General features: G+C 63.4%; 19 protein-coding genes and 2 tRNA genes. 4 read left to right on the top strand and 17 right to left on the bottom strand.

Features of this window, described 5'->3' with window-relative positions; translation table 11 throughout:
• Positions 1-5 precede the first annotated feature (5 nt).
• The 5 genes from AC1RMD_RS13530 to AC1RMD_RS13510 form a co-directional block, all read right to left on the bottom strand.
• Complete coding sequence (locus AC1RMD_RS13530; protein ID WP_492927129.1) at positions 6-2,792, bottom strand: type VI secretion system Vgr family protein; 2,787 nt, start codon at positions 2,790-2,792, stop codon at positions 6-8.
• A gap of 154 nt (positions 2,793-2,946) precedes the next feature.
• Positions 2,947-3,435 (bottom strand): MgtC/SapB family protein, encoded by a 489-nt coding sequence (locus AC1RMD_RS13525; RefSeq protein WP_492927128.1) that lies wholly within the window; start codon positions 3,433-3,435, stop codon positions 2,947-2,949.
• The gene (locus tag AC1RMD_RS13520) at positions 3,428-3,958 is read right to left on the bottom strand and encodes an SET domain-containing protein (RefSeq protein WP_492927127.1); all 531 of its coding nucleotides are present in this window, start codon (positions 3,956-3,958) and stop codon (positions 3,428-3,430) included. Before AC1RMD_RS13520 ends, AC1RMD_RS13525 begins: the two co-directional genes overlap by 8 nt.
• A 14-nt stretch (positions 3,959-3,972) precedes the next feature.
• On the bottom strand, positions 3,973-4,251 hold the full coding sequence (locus AC1RMD_RS13515) for a KTSC domain-containing protein (protein ID WP_492927126.1): 279 nt from the start codon (positions 4,249-4,251) through the stop codon (positions 3,973-3,975).
• A gap of 9 nt (positions 4,252-4,260) precedes the next feature.
• The gene (locus AC1RMD_RS13510) at positions 4,261-4,740 is read right to left on the bottom strand and encodes an acyl-CoA thioesterase (RefSeq protein ID WP_116989659.1); all 480 of its coding nucleotides are present in this window, start codon (positions 4,738-4,740) and stop codon (positions 4,261-4,263) included.
• A gap of 116 nt (positions 4,741-4,856) precedes the next feature.
• Between AC1RMD_RS13510 and AC1RMD_RS13505 the strand changes: the two genes are divergently transcribed.
• A complete protein-coding gene (locus tag AC1RMD_RS13505; protein ID WP_492927125.1) occupies positions 4,857-6,170 on the top strand; it encodes a M16 family metallopeptidase in 1,314 nt (437 codons plus the stop codon).
• A 4-nt stretch (positions 6,171-6,174) separates the two neighbouring features.
• Positions 6,175-7,587 (top strand): M16 family metallopeptidase, encoded by a 1,413-nt coding sequence (locus AC1RMD_RS13500; RefSeq protein WP_492927124.1) that lies wholly within the window; start codon positions 6,175-6,177, stop codon positions 7,585-7,587.
• A gap of 6 nt (positions 7,588-7,593) precedes the next feature.
• Here AC1RMD_RS13500 and AC1RMD_RS13495 read toward each other — a convergent pair whose 3' ends face one another.
• The 6 genes from AC1RMD_RS13495 to AC1RMD_RS13470 all read right to left on the bottom strand — a co-directional run bounded on the left by AC1RMD_RS13495 (position 7,594) and on the right by AC1RMD_RS13470 (position 13,935).
• A complete protein-coding gene (locus tag AC1RMD_RS13495) occupies positions 7,594-11,019 on the bottom strand; it encodes a response regulator (RefSeq protein WP_492927123.1) in 3,426 nt (1,141 codons plus the stop codon).
• Positions 11,020-11,097: 78 nt separating this feature from the next.
• Positions 11,098-11,463 carry a hypothetical protein gene (locus AC1RMD_RS13490; protein WP_492927339.1) on the bottom strand — a complete coding sequence of 122 codons (366 nt, stop codon included), beginning with the start codon at positions 11,461-11,463 and terminating at the stop codon, positions 11,098-11,100.
• Between the two features lie 141 nt (positions 11,464-11,604).
• On the bottom strand, positions 11,605-11,742 hold the full coding sequence (locus AC1RMD_RS13485; RefSeq protein ID WP_175001208.1) for a hypothetical protein: 138 nt from the start codon (positions 11,740-11,742) through the stop codon (positions 11,605-11,607).
• 142 nt (positions 11,743-11,884) lie between these two features.
• Positions 11,885-12,028: a hypothetical protein gene (locus tag AC1RMD_RS13480; protein ID WP_199538447.1), complete on the bottom strand. Its 144-nt coding sequence runs from the start codon at positions 12,026-12,028 to the stop codon at positions 11,885-11,887.
• A 195-nt stretch (positions 12,029-12,223) separates the two neighbouring features.
• Entirely contained in the window at positions 12,224-13,210 is a 987-nt protein-coding gene (locus AC1RMD_RS13475) for a phosphotransferase family protein (protein WP_492927122.1), read from the bottom strand.
• Positions 13,207-13,935 (bottom strand): SIMPL domain-containing protein, encoded by a 729-nt coding sequence (locus tag AC1RMD_RS13470; protein ID WP_492927121.1) that lies wholly within the window; start codon positions 13,933-13,935, stop codon positions 13,207-13,209. Before AC1RMD_RS13470 ends, AC1RMD_RS13475 begins: the two co-directional genes overlap by 4 nt.
• A gap of 117 nt (positions 13,936-14,052) precedes the next feature.
• Here AC1RMD_RS13470 and AC1RMD_RS13465 point away from each other — a divergent pair, with 117 nt between their 5' ends.
• Positions 14,053-14,202: a hypothetical protein gene (locus AC1RMD_RS13465; RefSeq protein ID WP_492927120.1), complete on the top strand. Its 150-nt coding sequence runs from the start codon at positions 14,053-14,055 to the stop codon at positions 14,200-14,202.
• Position 14,203: 1 nt separating this feature from the next.
• Here AC1RMD_RS13465 and AC1RMD_RS13460 read toward each other — a convergent pair whose 3' ends face one another.
• A complete protein-coding gene (locus AC1RMD_RS13460; RefSeq protein WP_492927119.1) occupies positions 14,204-14,719 on the bottom strand; it encodes a hypothetical protein in 516 nt (171 codons plus the stop codon).
• Between the two features lie 75 nt (positions 14,720-14,794).
• Here AC1RMD_RS13460 and AC1RMD_RS13455 point away from each other — a divergent pair, with 75 nt between their 5' ends.
• Positions 14,795-15,337 carry a UPF0149 family protein gene (locus tag AC1RMD_RS13455; RefSeq protein ID WP_492927118.1) on the top strand — a complete coding sequence of 181 codons (543 nt, stop codon included), beginning with the start codon at positions 14,795-14,797 and terminating at the stop codon, positions 15,335-15,337.
• A gap of 160 nt (positions 15,338-15,497) precedes the next feature.
• Here AC1RMD_RS13455 and AC1RMD_RS13450 read toward each other — a convergent pair.
• The 5 genes from AC1RMD_RS13450 to AC1RMD_RS13430 all read right to left on the bottom strand — a co-directional run bounded on the left by AC1RMD_RS13450 (position 15,498) and on the right by AC1RMD_RS13430 (position 18,967).
• A tRNA-Ser gene (locus tag AC1RMD_RS13450) sits at positions 15,498-15,588 on the bottom strand.
• 32 nt (positions 15,589-15,620) lie between these two features.
• Positions 15,621-15,710 (bottom strand) — tRNA-Ser (locus tag AC1RMD_RS13445).
• Between the two features lie 67 nt (positions 15,711-15,777).
• Complete coding sequence (gene serS / locus AC1RMD_RS13440; protein ID WP_492927117.1) at positions 15,778-17,067, bottom strand: serine--tRNA ligase; 1,290 nt, start codon at positions 17,065-17,067, stop codon at positions 15,778-15,780.
• Between the two features lie 90 nt (positions 17,068-17,157).
• Positions 17,158-17,355: a hypothetical protein gene (locus AC1RMD_RS13435; protein ID WP_492927116.1), complete on the bottom strand. Its 198-nt coding sequence runs from the start codon at positions 17,353-17,355 to the stop codon at positions 17,158-17,160.
• 154 nt (positions 17,356-17,509) lie between these two features.
• Positions 17,510-18,967 (bottom strand): aminotransferase-like domain-containing protein, encoded by a 1,458-nt coding sequence (locus AC1RMD_RS13430; RefSeq protein WP_492927115.1) that lies wholly within the window; start codon positions 18,965-18,967, stop codon positions 17,510-17,512.
• Positions 18,968-18,987: the final 20 nt, after the last annotated feature.

Here is an 18,987-nt window from a genome sequence, read left to right as displayed (position 1 = left end):
CCTCCTCAATCCAAAAGCTCGATCTGGTATTTTGCAAAAGCCGTTTTGGAACTAAACTTATCCGTTAGTCCTTCCTTGTCGGTTGTACCTTCGAATATTTGGCCATCCTCCAACGTAATGCGGTAGCGGCGGCCGGCAAGCGGCTGGTCGGTAATGAGGTCAGTTACAAGCACATGCTGGTCATGTTCGACGTCCGTTTTAGGGAGGTGTAAGTTTTCAGGGAAACCATCCCCTCCACTCTCATGGATGAATTTTGATGACTTGATCGTATGCACACCACTACTCTGCTGAGTTATAGCGCCGCCACCATAATTGACCTGACACCCCTGAGCGACCAGTTTGACCGTCGGTGATTGAAACTCGATACCTTCATTTGCAATCAGCTTTATGCGCTTCAATGAAGTGATCTCAACATCGCCATCCTGTGATTGAATGCGAATGTTGCCGCTGGCAGCGATGAGTTTGATGCCTAATTTGAAGGCGAACATGCTAACGCCACGAGCAGCACGAAGGAAAAGGTTTGCGCCGCCCGCTATCTGAACATCTTCGGCACTAGTCATGTCTAACGACGACCTCGCCGAGAGTGTCAACGCACTTTCGCTGCCGACAAAAGTCCCAGCCGTGGCGCATACGGCAACAATAGGTTCTCCGCTTTGTGAGACAGAACCGCTACTACCTGAGCGGCCACCATCCCAATTATTAATTCGATCCACTAACTTGGTCAGTTCTGGACTCGCTGTCGGATCCTCTGCATGTTTCTCGGCGAGAGTAGCCAGTTCGCCGGCGACTTGCCTGGCCAGTTCCGCGCTACGGATAAGCTCTGCCCGACTCAACAAACGCCCACCTGGATCTCCTCGCTCACTAGCATTGATCAAAATGCCTTGTGCTCCACGAATCGATATCGCATTTTCACTGCGCAGCTCTGCGCCTTCCCCTCGTGGATCACCGTAGCCATCCACCTTAGGTTGAGTAAGGAAGCCTAAATTAAGCTGTGTCGCACCGTGATCACTAGCCAACTGGGCACTGATCTGTCCCTGAGTGTCATCGAGACGAAGTTGATTCGCGCGCGTCCCCTTCACCTCACGACTTTTAATGCCGGAAAGGTAGCGGTTTCCAGGAAGGTTGTCTGCGTTGCTGAGGGCTGGCGGCTGCGCTTGCTGGTTGTAGAGCTGGCCCACGATCACCGGCTTGTCCGGGTCTCCGCCGAGGAAGCTGACCAACACCTCGGTGCCGATGCGCGGCAGGCCGATGTTGCCGCATTGTTCAAGGCTGCCGGGGCCGTTGCCCGCCCAGTTCGAGGCCACGCGTACCCAGGCGGAATCAGTCTGGGTATCGGATGCGCCGGCGTTGGAGGCTTGCTCGTGGTCCGCCGCGCGGGTGCCGGGGAAGCGAATCTTCACCCGCCCCATCTGGTCGCAGTGGACCTCCTCCCCTTTCGGCCCAACAACGATCGCGCTCTGCATCAGCGCCTGCGGCAGGTCCGTGCGCGGATCGTAAGCCGGCACGATGATCACCCCGCGCCGCACCGCCGTGAACTGGATATGCATGCGCAGCGGTCCCGATGCCACCTTGTCCGCCACATCCCTTTGCATCTGCAACTCCTGCGCGCCCTGCATCCAGCGGCTGCGGGCGAACAAGCGCTCCACGCGCGCCGCCAGCGCCTTGGGCAGGTTGTTCTGCGCGTTCACCTGCAAGGCCGTGACGACGAAATCCCGCTCCTGAGCCGGATGCCCATCCACCTCCGGATGCCCCGCCAGCGTGAAGTACTCCCCTGCGCACAGATCGCGCACGCTGCCTTCGCCGTGGAAGCATTTCGTTTCATAGTCATGCCGCTGCATACGCAGCCTGCCCAGACGGCATAGGTCCTCGTTGTCGCTCCCCGCATGTGGCGCGAGGATTTGATAGTCGTCCAGGCTCGCGGCCAGCTCGTTGCCGCTCATGCCCTGGTTCACGCCGCTGCCGATGTCCATCATCATGAAGTCGCGGCCTTGCGAGTTGCGATAGTCCCAGCTATGCCGCGTCACCGTGCCCGGTTGCAGGCTGCGCACCGCGTTCCAGGAGGTGATCGTGTCGCGCTGCTCGGTCGCAGCGTCGCGGTGATAGCGGATGGTGCCGGCGGCGTTCTGGCGCAGCATGTCGGCGTTGTTGAACAGCACCAGCGTATGCACCGGGTACTTGCCGCCTTCGGCGCGCACATACCAGCCGATGCCGCGCCGCTTCAGCAGGCGCCGGATGAAAGCCGCGTCCGATTCGTTGTGCTGCATGGTGAATTCGCGCTGAGGATATTCACGCAGTTCGAAGCACTCGTCCAGCTCATGCTTGAAGCAGACGCCGAGCGTGGAATTCTTATGCCGCCATTCATTCAGGATGCGCTGGACGATCTCCACCTCGTCCATGTGGCGGAACACGCGCGTGTTGGTGCGCTTTTCCAGTATCGCCAGCGCGTCGCGGATAACCAGTTGATAGCTGGCCAGGCCGCCGTCGCTGTCGCCCGAGCTGGCCTCGGTGACGATGCCGCAGACGCTGCGCAACTCTCCGATGTCGGTGACGAACTCCAGCGCGGCCGGCACGGCGATCATTTGCTTCAGCGGCAGGTACGCGTCGGCCGATACACACAGCACGCGATACTCGATGCCGCCGCACAAGGTCTCCGAGCCGAACACCCGCTGCGGCAGCAGCATGTCGTCGTTGACGCCTCCCGGCAGATCCAGCCGCAGGCGCAGCGGCCGGTTGCTGGCCACCAGTTCCTTGGCCTGGCCCATGAAGCTGAAGAAATCATTGTCGCGTTCCACAATCGCCCCCCCGGCAAGGCAGCAGTCTTTCCTTCTCGACTGCCACCACGGATGTGCCGCTCAGGTTGGCGATCATGTCACTGTCGTGGATTCCCCTTTTGACATACAGCAATCAACAACTGCTTTACGCCCGATTTAAAAGCGATGGCTAAAGCTATTCTTCATGCAAGTCGATCTCGGCCCGCTCCTTCTCGCTCATGCCCATCCAACGGCGGTGCAGCATGCGCTCCAGCGGCTGGCCCAGGAAAAACAGCAGCAGCACCAGGATCAGGCCGATGCCGGCGATTTGCCACGCGCCCATGCCGCAGATGATGCCGATGCCGGCCGTCACCCAGATCGAGGCGGCGGTGGTCAACCCCTTGATCTTCGACGACTCATGATGGAACACAATCACGCCGGCGCCGAGGAAACCGATGCCGGTGATGACGCCCTGGATGGCCCGGCTCAGCGCATCATGGCTGAATTCGCCGGACACCGAGGCGAACTCCATGCTGGCCGTGGTGACCAGCGCCGCACCCAGCGCCACCAGGCCCAGCGTCTTCATGCCGGTGGGCTTGCCGCGCAGGTTGCGCTCCAGTCCGATGACGCAACCGAACAGCATCGCAATCACCAGCCGGCCCGCCACGCTCCAATAATCAATCATGCGATGCCTGTTCAGGTCCCTTCGGCTTGCGGCGCCGCTTCTTGGGCGCCAGCATGGTGCCGGTGCAGCCCGGCGCGCCGCAGCGGCAGGCGAAGGAACGCTTGATGGCCGGCGTGTGGCGGCCATCGTAGATCAGCGGATAGGAATAGCTGAGCTCTTCGCCGCACCTGATGTCGTGCAGCGCATAGATGTAGATGCGGCCCTCGTCCTCGATGGCCTGGCAGTTGGGCTCGCACGAGTGGTTGATGTAGCGCGCCTCGTTGCCCTGGTCGCCGCCGTCGATGACGTTGCCGTTGGCCAGGCTGAAGAAGAAGGTGTGGTTGTGCGGCATGTCCTGCTCGGCCGCGCGCTCCAGCGCCACCGACCACGGGATCTCGCGGCCGGTGTATTCGATCACGCATTCGCTGACGGCGATATCGCGGTTGGCGAACACGCCCCGGCCATGCACCGGCGAGATCCTGACCACATAGGCCAGTTGGTCGGACAATTCCGCAGGACTTTCCAGGACGTTTTCAGTGAGCATAAGTACGGTGCAGGTTAAGTGGCGTCGCCGCCGGGCGGCTTGAACAGGTCTTCCAGGTCGGCGCGGCTGGTGGGCTTGCGCACCACGTCGCGCCGGCCGGTGAATTCATCCTCGATATGATCGCGATAATAGCTCCAGGCGGCGGCCGATGTCGACAACTTGCGCCACACCTCGTTGCCCACGCCCGAATAATCGATGGCGCGGCCGTCGTCGAACTCCACCCGCAGCATGCGATCGCGCGCATCGTACCCGATCGCGCGCAGCTTGCCGGCATTGATGCGTTTCATTTCCATACAGCCTCCTCAGGCCTTGCGAGCTCCATGCACCATTTGACGGGCCTGCTTACGCAGCAGGGCCTGGTCCCAGCGCTGTTTCTGCTCTTCGGTTTCCGGCGCCAGCGGCGGCACCTCGACCGGTTTGCGGCTCTCATCGACCGCCACCATCGTAAAGTAGCAGCTATTGGCGTGCCGCACCAGACGCTGTTGAATGTTTTCCGTCACCACGCGGATGCCGACCTCCATCGAGGTGCGGCCGGTGTAGTTAATCGACGCCAAAAACGTCACCAGTTCGCCCACGTGTATCGGTTGCAGGAACATCACCTGGTCCACCGACAGCGTCACCACATAGCTGCCCGAATAGCGGCTGGCGCAGGCGTAGGCCACGCTGTCCAGGTATTTGAGGATGGTGCCGCCGTGGACATTGCCGGAGAAATTGGCCATGTCCGGGGTCATCAGGACGGTCATGCTCAGTTCGTGCGCGGTCCAGCTCATCGGTTTTTCCATTGCATACTCCCTAGTTGTTTTCTCCATGCTATCCGCTAAGCTTGTCATTCGCAAATAGTTATCAAAACCAACTAAGTTTATCGTATGCTTTGCGCTTCACGTATAGAGGAGCACTCATGAAATGGAAAGTCCTGGCCGCCGGCATCATGCTCGGCGCGGCCGCCACCGCCCAGGCCGTCACGGCCGACGAGGTGCACACCTTCACGCTGGCCAACGGCATGAAGTTCATCGTGCTCGAATCGCACACCATCCCCAACGCCAATATGTACACGTTCTGGAAGGTCGGCTCGCGCAATGAGACGCCCGGCACCACCGGCCTGTCGCACTTCTTCGAACACATGATGTTCAACGGCTCGAAAAACTTCGGCCCGAAAATGTTCGACCGCACCATGGAAGCCCGCGGCGGCTCCAACAACGCCTACACCAGCAACGACCTGACGGTCTACCAGGACTGGTTCCCGGCCTCGTCGCTGGAGACCATCTTCACGCTGGAAAGCGACCGCATCGCCCACCTGACGATCGACCCGAAAATGGTGGCCAGCGAGCGCGGCGTGGTGCTGTCCGAGCGCAGCACCGGCCTGGAGAACTCCAACATCCGCGCGCTGCGCGAGGAGATCAACGGCGTCGCCTTCCAGGCCCACCCGTACTCGTGGCCGGTGATCGGCCATGAATCGGACATCAAGGCCTGGACCCAGGACGACCTGCAACGCTACTTCACCACCTACTACGCGCCCAACAACGCGGTGTCGGTGATCGTCGGCGACGTCAAGACCGACGACGTCAGGAAGCTGGCCACCAAGTACTTCGGCGGCATCCCGAAACGCGCGCTGCCGCCGGCGGTGCGCACCGTGGAGCCTGAACAGAAAGGCGAACGCCGTGTGTTCGTCGCCAAGGAATCGGCCACCTCGGCCAACCTGGTGGTGGCCTACAAGGTCCCGGCCGCCAACAGCGCCGACTTCTACGCGCTGGAAGTGCTGCAAAGCATACTGGGCGACGGCAAGACCTCGCGCCTGTACAAGACGCTGGTCGAGCAGCAGCTGGCCACCCAGGTCAGCGCCAGCAGCATGGACGGCTTCGATCCGGGCCTGCTGTACCTGTCGGCCGTGGCCACCGCCAAGACCGAACCGGCGCAGCTGGAAAAAGCCCTGCTGGCCGAAGTCGACAACGTGGTCAAGCACGGCGTGACGGCGGACGAGCTGCAAAAGGTCAAGAACCAGAAGCTGCTCAACCTGTACCGCGAACAGGAAACCATCAACGGCAAGGCCCAGCAGCTGGGCAACTACGAGGTGTTCTTCGGCGACTACAAGAAAATGTTCGACGCCCCGGCCGCCTACGAAAAATTGACGACCGCCGATATCCAGGCCGTCGCCGCCAAATACCTGAAAAAATCGCAGCGCACCGTCGGCGTGCTGGCTGCGAAGGAGGATTGATTACATGAGCATCAAAGTGAGCATCAACGCAACCGTAATGGCCGCCGCCGTGCTGGCCGCCATCGGCGCCGCGCCGCTGGCCGGCGCCGCAGATTTCCGCCTGCCGGCGTTCGACACCGTCACCCTGCCCAACGGCCTGACCGTGTACCTGATGGAGCGCCATGAAGTGCCGCTGATCTCGGTGCGCGCCGTGGTCAAGGCCGGCGCCGTCAACGACGCCAAGCAGCCGGGCCTGTCCAACCTGACCGGCGACGCCCTGCTGCTGGGCAGCAAAGCCCACAACAAGACCGCCATCGACCAGGCGTTCGACTTCCGCGGCGCCCGCCTGGCCGGCGGCGCCGGCACCGAGGCCAGCACCGTGCAAGCCAACTTCGCGCGCGCCGACAGCGCCGCGCTGCTGCCGCTGTTTGCCGAGATCATCCAGCAACCGAGCTTCGACGAAGCCGAGCTGACCAAGCTGCGCGACCGCAAGGTCAACGGCCTGAAGCAGGCCAAGGAAGCGCCGCGCAATGTGGTGGCCAATTACTACCGCGCCATGCTGTTCGGCGAGGCGCCGTATGCGATCCCGGCCAGCGGCACGGTCAGCAGTGTCAGCGCGCTCAAGCAGGCTGACGTGCAGGGTTACTACCAGCATTACTACCGTCCGGACAACGCCGCCATCATCGTGGTCGGCGATTTCCAGGCGGCCGAGATGCGCAAGCAGATCGAGTCGCTGTTCGGCGCGTGGCAGGCCAGCGGCCCGGCGCTGCCGCAGCAGGACAACGGCAAGGTACAGGCCGACAAGGCGCGCGTGTGGCTGGTCAACAAGCCGGATGCGATCGAGACCACCTTCCTGATCGGCGGCGTCGGCATCGCCCGCAACGACCCGGACTACGTGCCGCTGCAAGTGCTCAACACCATCGTCGGCGGCCGCTTCACCTCGTGGCTGAACGACGAGCTGCGCGTCAACTCGGGGCTGACCTACGGCGCCCGCAGCGAGTTCGCCACCTTGTCGCAGACCGGCACCTTCGCCATCTCCAGCTTCACCGCGCTGCCCAAGACCGAAGCGGCGCTGGCGTTGGCGCACAAGACCTACCAGCGTTTGTGGGACAAGGGCATCGACCAGCCGACGCTGGAATCGGCCAAGGCCTACGTCAAGGGCCAGTTCCCGCCGCGCTATGAGACCGGCGAGCAGCTGGCCGGTTTGCTGGGCGATATGTATGCGTCCAAGGTCGGCCGCGAGCAGATCGACAACTTCATGAAGGATGTCGACAGCCTGACGCCGGAACGCGCCAAGGCGCTGGTGGACAAGCACTTCCCGCGCAAGAATCTGCAGACGGTGCTGGTGGGGAAAGCCGACGCCATCCGCGAGATCGCCAAGACCTACGGTGAAGTGACCGAGCTGCAAATCAGCGCGGACGGTTTCCAGCCTCGTTAAGCCAGGTCAGGGAACGGCGCCGGCCGGATCCAGCTGGCGCGCCAGTTGTTCGACGTCGTCCGCAGTGTCGGGGATGGCGTCGACCACCAGCGCCAGCTGGTCCCAGGCGGCGGCGCTGGCATCCACCTTCAGCGCCTGCTCGGCCAGGTGCGCCAGGCCGGACAGACGGTCGGCGCCCACGGTGCCGGCCAGGCCCCTCAGCGTATGCAGCAAAGGCAGCGCCTCGTCGAGATTCCGGTCCGCGCAAGCCGCTTGCAGCTGGGCCGCCATATTGCCCGCCTCCGCCGCGAAACTCCGCAACGCCATCAGATACACCGAATGCAGGCCGCCCAGCCGTTTCAGCGCGGCGGCGCTGTTGATGCCGGCCGCCGCCAGCGGCGCCGCGCCGGCCGTATCGTCGGCAGCGGTCTCAATGGCCGCCTCCACCGGCGCGCGCCCGCGCCGCGCGTGCTTGCGTATCACCGCAATCAACTGCACCAGGTCGAAAGGCTTGCCGATGTGATCGACCATGCCCGCATCCAGCGCGGCGACGCGGTCGGACGGCATGGCGTTGGCCGTCATCGCCACGATGGGCGGCGCCTGCGCGCCCAGCCTGCGCTGGATCGCCAAGGTCGCTTCATAGCCGTCCATCTCCGGCATCTGGATGTCCATCAGGATCAGGTCCGGCAAGGGGCCGGGGCGCGAAACGGCGGCCAGCGCTATCTGGCCGGAACTGGCCACCTCGACTTCCGCGCCGTCGTTGCCCAGCAGTTCGCTGGCGACTTGCTGGTTGGCGGGATTGTCGTCCACCAGCAGCAGATGCAGGCCCTCCAGCCGGCGCAGCGACGGCAGCGCCACCGCCGCCAGCGGCGCCCGCTTTTCCATGCGCGCATCGGCCACCGCGTCGAACAGCATCGACGCCGTGACCGGCTTGACCACGAAGCCGTCCAGCACCGGTTCCAACTCCAGGTGGCGCTGCGCCAGCAGTTCGCGGTCGTGCGCGGTCACCATGACGATCAGCGGCAGCTTGCCGTGCGGCGCCAGCTTACGGATCTCGCAGCTGGTTTCCCAGCCGTCGAAGGCTGGCATGCGCCAGTCGATGAACACCACGTCGTAGGCGCGCCGCTCGGCCATGCGCCCGCTCACGGCGGCCAGCGCCTCGCGGCCGCCCTCGGCCACGTCGACCTGCCAGCCGAACGAGGTCGCCATTTCGCTCAGCACCATGCGCGCCACCGGGTTGTCGTCCACCACCAGGCAGGCCAGGTCCTTCAACAAGCCGTGCTCCGGCGACGACGGCGCCAGGCCGAGCGCTTCGGCCGGCGTGGCCGTCACGCCGCAATCGATAGTGAACGCGAACACGCTGCCCTTGCCCAGTTCGCTGGTCACGCTCAGTTCGCCGCCCATCAGGCGCACCAGGCGCTGGCTGATCGCCAGGCCCAGGCCGGTGCCGCCGAAGCGGCGCGCGGTCGAGGCCTCGGCCTGCGAAAAGCCTTCGAAGATGCGCCGGCTTTGCTCCGCCGAGATGCCGATGCCGCTGTCGTGGATGGCGAACGCCACCGACAGCGTGTTGGCGCCGCGCGCCAGCAGCCGCGCCGACAGCACCACCTCGCCCTGCTCGGTGAACTTGATGGCATTGCCGGCCAGGTTGAGCAGGATCTGCTGCAGGCGCAAGGCGTCGCCCACCACCAGCGCCGGCAGTTGCGGATCGATGCGGAACAGCACTTCGATATTCTTACCGCCGACGTTGGCCGACAGGATCACCGCCAGGTCGCGCCACAGTTTGTCGAGCCGGAACGGATGCGGGTCGAGCGCCAGCTTGCCGGCCTCCACCTTGGAAAAATCGAGGATGTCGTTGAGCAGTCCCAGCAAGGCGCTGGCGGCCGCCTGGGCCTTGGCGGCATAGTCCTGCTGGCGTTCGCTCATTTCGGTTTGCTGCAGCAGTTGCAGCATGCCCAGCACGGCGTTCATCGGCGAGCGGATCTCATGGCTCATGTTGGCGACGAACTCGGACTTGGCGCGGCCGGCCTTGTCGGCCTCCTCCTTCGCCAGCAGCAGCGCGTCGTGCGCGGCGCGCGCCTCGGTGTGGTCGGTGCTGCTGCCCACCCAGCCCAGCACGGCGCCGTCGCCGTCCTTCTGCGGCAAGGCGTGGTTGTCGAAGATGCGCCAGGCGCCGTCGGCGCGGCGCAGCCGGCAATCGCAGCGGAAGGCGTCGCCGGCGGCCCTGGCGCGCCGCCACTCGGCCTGCAATGCCGGGCGGTCGTCCGGGTGCAGCAGCGGCGCCCAGTCGCCCGCCTCGATCAGCAGCGCCGACGGCACGCCGCTGAAACGCTCCCAGTGGTGGCTCATGAAATCGAGGCGGATCTGCGGCGTCACGGTCCACACCATTTGCGGCAGGCCCTCGGTCAGCGAGCGCCAGCGCGATTCCGACGCCGTCAACCGCACCATCGACGCTTGCAGCGCGCGGTCGGCCTCCACCAGTTGCAGCACCGACTGGTATTGCTTGCGCATCAAATACCAGACGCCCGCCAGCAGCGCCGCCGCGATGGCCGCCAGCACGGCCAGGAACAGGATGGCGTTGCGCACCTCCTTGCGCCACGGCGCCAGGAAATCCTCGCTGGCCAGCCCGACCACCACATAGATCGGATAGGCGCCGACGCGCTCCAGGCTGACCGTGCGCTCGCGGTTGTCGCGCCCGCTGACGATGTTGTAGGTATCGCCCTTTTGCTTGCCGTCCAGGATGGCCCGGGTTTGCGGCGTCACCTCGATGGTGCTGCCGATCGCCATGTTGTCGGCCAGCGGATGGCGGTGCAGTACGCGGCGGCGGTCGTCCAGCAGCACGATCGAGCCGTTGGCGCCGACGTTCAGCGACGAGAACAGCTCGGTCAGGCGCGAGCTGTTCATCAGCGCGTAGGCGGTGCCGCCGAAACTGCCGTCCGCCATGGCCAGCGGGTAGACCAGCGGCAGTACCCACTCGCCGCTGATGCGCGACTTGACCGGCACGCCGATGATCAGCTCATGTTCGACCTTGGCGCGCTGGAAGAATTCGCGGTCGATCACGGTTTGCGGATGGGCCGGATCGACCTGTTCGCCGTAGATCACGCGGCCGGCGGCGTCGGCGCCGCGCACCGCCTGCGCGTTCGGCATGCGTTCGCGCAGCGTGCGCAGGTAGGCGCCGAACTTCTCGTCATCGAAGTGCCCGGACGCATGCATGGCGCGGAACTCGACGCCGGCGCGGCGCATCGCCAGGTCGACCTCTTCGAAATGGGAGTGCAGGAAGTTTTCCAGCGAGACCGACAGGTTGTGCGCCGTCTCGGCCGCGTTGGCGTAGTAGCGCGCCTGGCTCACTTGCAGCACATGGGCGACGAACAGGGAGACCAGCAACAGCACCGCAGCCACCGCCGCAACGAGTACGCCGAACAGTTTACGGAATTTCTGCAGCGTATGCGCTTTCATGGCGGCTGGCGGTCTCTTCTTGTTTTAATGCCTCTACATTAACGCAAAAAAAACGCCCCGGAGGAGCGTTTTTTTGTTTTACAAGCCTTGCCTGGCGATATCGGCCAGCGATTCCCGGCCCTTGTCGCTGATATCGTAGCCGCCTTCGGCGCGCGGCACGATATGCGACTTCTTGCCGAGGAACTGGGCGACGTCGGCGTCGATGACGCTGGCCGGATCGGCTTCGACGGCGCGCAAGCCCAGCACGCAACGGCGCAGGAACAAGATTTCCTCGCCCTTGTCGGTGAGCGAAATGCGGCCGTTCTTGGCGATCGTGAACAGCTTGATGCCGGTCAGGCGCTTGGTGTTGCGGCCGACGCAGGCGCTGACGCGCTCGCCCTTGATGCCGCGCTTCACTTCATCAAGTGCGTTGTATTCGTCTTGCGTTAATTTCTCGTTCTTCATTGCCATTTTATCCATAAGAGACTGCTGCGGCCCTCATGGTACGCGCCCGGCGCAGCGACGGCAAGACAATGCACCGTCCCGACGCCTCCGATACGCGATCGGAGGCGGCATGGCCGCCTCAAAACGAGAATAAAGTGTGGCTCAAAACGCTCGTATCGCCAGCCAGATCAGGCCAATGGTGGCAAATGCCGCTACACAAATCAGGGCTTGAACACGCTTCGCACTGAAGGCGACGCTACGACGGCCGAGGTAGATTTTATTGTGTAAGGAATTGCCCATGATGCTCTCCGTGAGAGGGTGAATCGATGACATGACTTAATTATAGAAACTCTTTGATTACCCCAATGTGACGCTCAGCACAAAGTTTAAAATATGTATCCATTGAGCAACAACTATCACACTTTCTCACGGGGTAACACGGTCAGGTTTTGATCGGCGCTTGCTTGGGTTGCGGCTCTTCGATAGGCGCCTGGTCGGGCAGCGGCATATTGTCCGGCGGCGGATCTTTTTCCGGCTGCGGCGGCGGCATATCGGGCTCGGGCGTGGTGTGGGCGCGAATGTTCATGGGGCATTCCTCCTTGAAGTGGAAATAAGCTGTTCAAGAGGCAGATTAGGAGAAACGGCGGATAAACAAGTGGCGGATCGCCGTCCAGCGTGCGTTGCCGCACGCCGGCCGTCGCTTCACCACCGGGGGTCAAGTCTGACATTCGGACACGAGCTCTGCCGTGCCCTTGCTTACGGCAGAGCTCGTGTCCGAATGTCAGACTTGACCCCGGTGTTCTATGGGAAAGATCTGCGCGGCGATCTGTTCCCAGTTGTCGCGCGGACCGCTGGACGGGACTTGCCCCATGCAGAACAGGACGTCGGAGTCCGGCCTGACCAGCATGCATGCCGTTAACTGGCGCTGCAAGGTGGACGGACTGATGTCGCCTGGCGCGCCGTACGAGTCGAGCAGCGCCTTGAGCAGCACCGGGTCGCCTTGCGCCATGAAGATCATCGGCGTCAACAGCTCGAAGCGGTCGCTGTTGCCGACGATCGCATCGCCGAAATCAAGCAGGCCGGTCAGCTTCCAGCCGCCCGCTTCCTGCTTCGCCAGCAAGTTCCACGGATGTACGTCCATATGCATGAAGCGCGCCGCGCCCTGTGGCGCAAAGTCCTGCGCCGCCGCGAGATACGGCAGCACCTGGTCCAGCAAGCCCTGCGGCATCTGCCGGCGTTGATGCCGCGCCAGGCAGCCGTCCACCAGGCCCCGCACATACGACGGCCAATCCACCTTGATCGCAATCTCGTCGTCGAACGCCACGGCGCGCAATTCGCGCAACAGTTGCCCAGTCTGCAGCATGATCGCCCGTTTCTGTTCAAGCGCCAGCGTCGGCCACACGTCCGCCAGCACCACGCCGTCCAGGCGGGTCGAGACGACGAACACCCAGTCGTCGACTTCGCCGCTGCCGATCAAACCGGGCGTTCGCACCGACAGCTTGCCCTCCAACAGCGGGGCAATCAGCACCTCCTTGTCGCCCTGCCGGCGCCAGTTGGGCGGCACCAGCTTGACGATCACCTCCGCCCTCAGGTCGAACAAGGCGTTCGATCCTTGCGGGATTTTCTGCCACGGACCGTCCGCCAGGCCAAACTCCCGGCGCAGATGGTCGAGCACCGGCAGCCACGACGCCAAAGGCGTGCTCTCTATGAAGTCGCGGCAGGCGGCATTGTCGACGCCTCGCGGCAGGCAATCGAGCAAGGCTTTCATTTGATGCGGAAGATCACGTCCACGGTCTGTGTCCATTGCAGCGACTGGATCGACAGGAAGTCCTTCTCCGCCGGCGAGGCATTGCTGCCGCGACGATTGTTGTAGAAGTCCACCGGCAGCAGGCCGACGGCGTTGGTCAGGTTGCGCAGCTGGCCCGACGAGATGGCCGTCACCGCCCCCACTTTCTTGCCGAAGCCGGCCGCCATGCCCTCGGCGCGCCGCTGCGCATCCTTGATCGCGACGGCGGTCAGTTCCTGCTCGGTCTGGAGGCGGTCGGTCCGGCCGAAGCTGGTGCTCAGGTGATCGATATTCGGTTTGCCCAGCAGGCCCTGCATGATGGCGCGCCAGTTGCCCAGGTTGCGCACGACGACGTGTACCGCGCTGCGGATCTCATACTCGGGCGGCGCGTTCGGATCGGGATTGGCGGACTTGCGCATTTCCTTGCGCAGGTCGCGGAAGCTGACGTCGGCCCCGGCGTCCTTGCCGGTCTCGCCGCCCTGCTCGGCCAGCAAGGCCTGCACTTCCGCCACGCGGGCCTGCACCACGGCCACGGCGGCGTTGGTGTCGGCGTCGAAGGCGCTGATGTCGAAATCGATCTCGCCCAAGTCCGGCATCACCGACATGAAGCCTTCGCCGCTGACGTGGATGAAGGGATAATCCGGCAGGTTGGACGCCTGCGCGGCCAACGGCAACAGGGCGACGACCAGAGCGAGTTTCTTCAACATCGAACTTCCTTCAAAAGTGAAAGCTGGAGTATCCAATACTTTTTACTATTAAACAACTTGCAAAAAGTAGGGACATACCCATTTGCCACTCCAACCACAATCACTCAGGGGAAGAAGATGCTGGTTCCAACACGTCCGCGTTCGGTGCAGGACAACCGGCCCGTCGCCGTGCAGGTGGTCAAGCAGGAAAAATCGGGCGCCGTCGACAAGCATGTGCTGATAGTCGAGACGCCCCCGCGCCAGCCGGCGCCGCCGAAAACGAAATAAACTATTTACCCTTGTTGATCTCGGCGACCAGCAGGAAGGCTTCGTGATGGATGGCCTGCTCGGCGGCCTTGAATTCCTGGTTGGCCTTGACGAAGGCCGGTTTCTTCAGCTCGGCCTTTTCCTTGGCGTTCGGCGTCGGATCGACCGGATACAGGCGCGCCGGGCCGTTGTAGGTCTCGGTCAGCACCTTTTGGCCATAGCTGGACTGGTAGTAGTGGGTCATCTCGACCGCCGCCTCGGTGCTGAGCAGGCGCGCCACCGGCAGCGCCAGGCGACTGTAGATGGTTTCGGCCGGAACCTTGTCGAGCTTGGCCATCATCAGCTCGCGCTGGGCCGGGCTGGGGTACTTGCTCATGCCGGCGGTGGTGCGCATCATCTTCTCGGCCTGCATGGACGCCAGCAGGTCGTGCGCGGCCTTGACCCGGGCGGCGTCCGGCGCGGCGCCGGGAGCCGCGGCCTGGGCCAGCATGGCGCTCATCAGCAAAGTGGCCGCGGCCAGCATTTTTATTGGTTTCATGTCTGCTCCTTTGTAGGCATAGGCACCCATCATATTGCCAAAGTCGCAAACATGGCCGCATGATTGGTGCGTAGAATGTCGGCTCACACAGACTACGAGATCCCCACCATGCAACACACGCCACTGAACGACGACGAATACGATGCGCTGGACGCGCTGCAGGACGTATCCTGGCTGGAAGGATTCCTGACCGCCATCGTCATCGGCCCGACCAAACCGGCGCCGGAAGGCTGGCTGCCGGCGGCCTTGAAAAATCCCGCCGCCGAGCCGCTGGCGCTGCGCCACTACCACTACATGCAAACCTGGATGAGCAAGGATCCCGCCAGTTTCGAGCCCATCTACGAATGCGGCGGCAACTGGGGTCCCGAGCAGTGGTGCGAAGGTTTCGCCGCCGGCATGCAGGTGGATGCGGCGGCCTGGGCGCCGTTGCAAGCGGCCCATCCGGAATGGCTGGCGCCGTTCCGGCGCGAAGGCGCGTCATGGGCCGACGCGGTGACGCCGTCGGTGATCCAGATCAACGCCTACTGGCATCCGCCGAAAGGCCCGAAAGTCGGCCGCAACGACCCCTGCCCTTGCGGCAGCGGCAAGAAGTACAAGAAGTGTTGCGGCGACGCTTAACCGATCCTATCGGTCTGCTGGGAGACGATGAGGACGGCCAAGATGGTGCGCGTGACTGCGGCGATCATGGCGTTGCTATTTTCGCTGCGTCGCACGGCAGCAAAAAATCTGGACGAAAAAAAAGCTTCCTCCCGGAAGCTTTTTTCTCTACTGCTATTCATGGCGGAGAGGGTTGGGATTCGAACCCACGGTACGATTTAACGTACGCTTGATTTCGAGTCAAGTACATTCGACCACTCTGCCACCTCTCCTGGTGGTACATTTTTCTTACAGCAGCGTTTTGTGGCGGAGAGGGTGGGATTCGAACCCACGGTACGATTTAACGTACGCTTGATTTCGAGTCAAGTACATTCGACCACTCTGCCACCTCTCCGTTTTCCCACCTGCTGCTGCGAGAAGGCAAGATTATAGCAGGCCGTCGGGAAAAAGGAAGGGCTATTTTACGCCTTCAGGTGAGTCAATCCACCCATGTACGGACGCAGTACCGACGGGATCTCCACCGAGCCGTCGGCCTGCTGGTAATTCTCCAGCACCGCGACCAGGGTGCGGCCCACCGCCAGGCCCGAACCGTTGAGCGTGTGCAGCAGTTCCGGCTTGCCCTGGGCGTTGCGGAAGCGCGCCTGCATGCGGCGCGCCTGGAAGGCTTCGCAATTCGACAGCGACGAGATTTCACGATAGGTGTTCTGCGCCGGCAGCCACACTTCCAGGTCGTAGGTCTTGGTGGCGCCGAAGCCCATGTCGCCGGTGCACAGCGACATCACGCGGTACGGCAGGCCCAGGCGCTGCAAGATGGTTTCCGCATGGCCGACCATTTCGTCCAGCACCGCGTACGAGGTGTCCGGATGCACCACCTGCACCATCTCGACCTTGTCGAACTGGTGCTGGCGGATCATGCCGCGGGTGTCGCGGCCGTAGCTGCCCGCTTCCGAGCGGAAGCACGGGGTGTGCGCGGTCATCTTCAGCGGCAGCGTGTCGGCCGCCACGATCTCGTCGCGCACCAGGTTGGTCAGCGTGACTTCCGACGTCGGGATCAGGTAGAAGTTCTCGCCCTCGCCTTCCGCGCCGCCTTTTTTCACCGAGAACAGGTCGGCTTCAAACTTCGGCAGCTGGCCGGTGCCGCGCAGCGAATCGGCGTTGACCATGTACGGGGTGTAGCACTCGGTGTAGCCGTGCTCGTCGGTGTGGGTGTTCAGCATGAACTGCGCCAGCGCGCGGTGCAGACGGGCGATGCCGCCTTTCATGACCGAGAAGCGCGAGCCGGTCAGCTTGGTCGCCACATCGAAATCCAGGCCCAGCGGGGAGCCGACATCGACGTGATCCTTGACTTCGAATTCAAAAGTGCGCGGGGTGCCGACCTTGCGCACTTCGACGTTGCCGCTTTCATCCGTGCCGACCGGGACCGATTCGTGCGGTACGTTGGGGATCGCCTGCATGAAATCGCCCAGCTTGGCCTGCACTGCCGACAGTGCCGTTTCGTTGGCTTTGAGCTCGTCGCCCAGGCCGGCCACTTCCGCCATCAGCGCGGTGGTGTCTTCGCCCTTGCCCTTCATCATGCCGATCAGCTTGGACTGCGAGTTGCGCTTGCCCTGCAGCTCTTCGGTGCGCGTCTGGATCGCTTTGCGTTCGGCTTCGAGGGCGTTGAAACCGTCCACGTCGAGCTGGAACTTGCGGGTCGCCAGGCGCGCGGCGACGTTGGCTATATCTTTACGGAGAAGTTGGATATCAATCATGGGAACAAGTGCCGTTGTATCGAAAACGTCAATTGTACCAAGAGGATGCCACTTCCCTGCGAGTTTTGAACAGCCCGCCGGCTGCGGCGATTACAGTGCGGCTTTTTCGGCGGCGGTCAGGCGCTTGGCGGTCACGGTCACGACTTGCATTTTGGCGGTCGAAACGGCGACTTTGGCGGCTGGGGCGACCGGGGCGACAGCGGTGTCGGCGGCGGTGGCGAAACTCGTGGCGGCGGCCAGTACGGTAGCGGCGACGAAGATGATTTCCATGTTTTTAGCGATGTTCATGATGTATTCCTTCAGGTGGTTGGTTGCGCGTTGTCTGGTAACGCTGCTTGGTATGGTTGTACTGTACCTAAAGGCTCCCTGCGTCGCCATCGGGATGCGACGAAGCGCCGGAAACGGCGCCTGAAGTGCAAAAAACGGGTAGGAAACGAACAGCTCAGGCGGCGCTGCGCAGCGCCACCGGCTGGTCCGCATGCCGGTGCACCAGCTGGCCCAACGTAGCGATGGCGGCCTGGGTGCGCGGCCCCCACGGATTGCCGCAATTGAGGCGCAGATAGTTGCGGAACTTGCCCGTGGCGGAGAACAACTGCCCCGGCATCGACGCCACCCCGGCCGCCACGGCGTCGCCGTGCAGGGCCAGCGCGTCGACCTGCTCCGGCAGGCTGACCCACACCACGAAGCCGCCCTGCGGCTCGGACACCGTGCATTGATGGGGGAAAGTCTCGCAGATCGCGTCCGACATGCGGGCGATGCGCTGCGACAGCGCGCGCCGCATCTTGCGCACCTGGTTCTCATAGGCGCTGCCGGTCAGGAAATCGGCCAGCACCGCCTGGAAGAAGTGGCTGGTGGCGCCGCTGGAGATCATCTTCTGCACCACGATGTCCTGCGCATAGCGCCCCGCCACCACGTAGCCGACCCGCGAACCGGGACTGATGGCCTTGGAAAACGATGCACACAGCATCACGTGGCCGCTGGTGTCGTAGGCCTTGACCGGCCACGGCCGCTCCGGCGTGAAGCACAGGTCGCCGTAGACATCGTCCTCGATCAGCGGGATATCGTGCTGCGACAGCAGCTTGGCCAGCCGCTGCTTGTTCGCCTCCGGCATGATGCAGCCGAGCGGATTATTGGCGTTCGGGATCAGCAGCACCGCCTGCACCAGGCCGGCGTTCATCGCCAGCTCCAGCGCGTCGATCGACGGGCCGGTCTTCGGATGGGTGGGGATCTCCAGCGCCTTCATGCCCAGCGACTCGATCAATTGCAGCAGCACGAAATAGGTGGCCGACTCGATCGCGATGGTGTCGCCGGCCTTGGCCACCGCGCGCAGGCACAGGCTGAGCGCCTCGGTGCAGGAACCGGTGACGACGATCTCGTTCAGCTCCAGATGGCCCCAGTCCAGCGCGCGGCGGGCGATCTGGCGGATGAACTCGGGATGGTTGGTGTCGTAGCAGCTGACCGTGCTCAACAGGCTGGGATCGCGCCGGGCCACGGCGGCCACGGTTTTCTGCATGCGCTTCATCGGCAGCAGTTCCTGCAGCGGCCAGGCCGAGCCCATCTGCACCAGGCCGGGGTCCTCGTTGGCCCTCAGCACCCGCATCAGCAGGTTGTTGATGCCGACATAGGCCGGTTCCTGCAAATGCTCGGTTTCGGTCATCACCGCCGTCATCAGCGGGCGCGGGCGATGGCGCACGTAGTAGCCCGCCTGCGGCTTGGCGTCGACCAGGCCGCGATCCTCCATCAGCCGCAGCGCCTGCATCACGGTGCTGACGGACAGCCGCTTCTGCTGCGCCAGATGGCGGATCGACGGCAGCCGGTCGCCCGGCGCGAACACGCGGCTGGCGATCAGCCCGCCCAGTTCGTTGGCCAGGTTTTCGTAGAGTGTGAGTTGATGGGACATCCGGCTATTGTGGCCCCGCC

The sequence above is a fragment of the Duganella sp. GW822-FHT06D06 genome, assembly GCF_058799615.1.
Note: the sequence above shows the minus strand (reverse complement) of the source record. Positions and strands in the feature narration are given on the sequence as shown.

Bases quoted from the DNA above. Each gene is read 5' to 3' on its own strand.
- AC1RMD_RS13525 (WP_492927128.1), bottom strand. From the start codon at position 3,435: ATGATTGATTATTGGAGCGTGGCGGGCCGGCTGGTGATTGCGATGCTG.
- AC1RMD_RS13520 (WP_492927127.1), bottom strand. From the start codon at position 3,958: ATGCTCACTGAAAACGTCCTGGAAAGTCCTGCGGAATTGTCCGACCAA.
- AC1RMD_RS13515 (WP_492927126.1), bottom strand. From the start codon at position 4,251: ATGGAAATGAAACGCATCAATGCCGGCAAGCTGCGCGCGATCGGGTAC.
- AC1RMD_RS13510 (WP_116989659.1), bottom strand. From the start codon at position 4,740: ATGGAAAAACCGATGAGCTGGACCGCGCACGAACTGAGCATGACCGTC.
- AC1RMD_RS13505 (WP_492927125.1), top strand. From the start codon at position 4,857: ATGAAATGGAAAGTCCTGGCCGCCGGCATCATGCTCGGCGCGGCCGCC.
- AC1RMD_RS13500 (WP_492927124.1), top strand. From the start codon at position 6,175: ATGAGCATCAAAGTGAGCATCAACGCAACCGTAATGGCCGCCGCCGTG.
- AC1RMD_RS13495 (WP_492927123.1), bottom strand. From the start codon at position 11,019: ATGAAAGCGCATACGCTGCAGAAATTCCGTAAACTGTTCGGCGTACTC.
- AC1RMD_RS13490 (WP_492927339.1), bottom strand. From the start codon at position 11,463: ATGAAGAACGAGAAATTAACGCAAGACGAATACAACGCACTTGATGAA.
- AC1RMD_RS13485 (WP_175001208.1), bottom strand. From the start codon at position 11,742: ATGGGCAATTCCTTACACAATAAAATCTACCTCGGCCGTCGTAGCGTC.
- AC1RMD_RS13480 (WP_199538447.1), bottom strand. From the start codon at position 12,028: ATGAACATTCGCGCCCACACCACGCCCGAGCCCGATATGCCGCCGCCG.
- AC1RMD_RS13475 (WP_492927122.1), bottom strand. From the start codon at position 13,210: ATGAAAGCCTTGCTCGATTGCCTGCCGCGAGGCGTCGACAATGCCGCC.
- AC1RMD_RS13470 (WP_492927121.1), bottom strand. From the start codon at position 13,935: ATGTTGAAGAAACTCGCTCTGGTCGTCGCCCTGTTGCCGTTGGCCGCG.
- AC1RMD_RS13465 (WP_492927120.1), top strand. From the start codon at position 14,053: ATGCTGGTTCCAACACGTCCGCGTTCGGTGCAGGACAACCGGCCCGTC.
- AC1RMD_RS13460 (WP_492927119.1), bottom strand. From the start codon at position 14,719: ATGAAACCAATAAAAATGCTGGCCGCGGCCACTTTGCTGATGAGCGCC.
- AC1RMD_RS13455 (WP_492927118.1), top strand. From the start codon at position 14,795: ATGTCGGCTCACACAGACTACGAGATCCCCACCATGCAACACACGCCA.
- serS (WP_492927117.1), bottom strand. From the start codon at position 17,067: ATGATTGATATCCAACTTCTCCGTAAAGATATAGCCAACGTCGCCGCG.
- AC1RMD_RS13435 (WP_492927116.1), bottom strand. From the start codon at position 17,355: ATGAACATCGCTAAAAACATGGAAATCATCTTCGTCGCCGCTACCGTA.
- AC1RMD_RS13430 (WP_492927115.1), bottom strand. From the start codon at position 18,967: ATGTCCCATCAACTCACACTCTACGAAAACCTGGCCAACGAACTGGGC.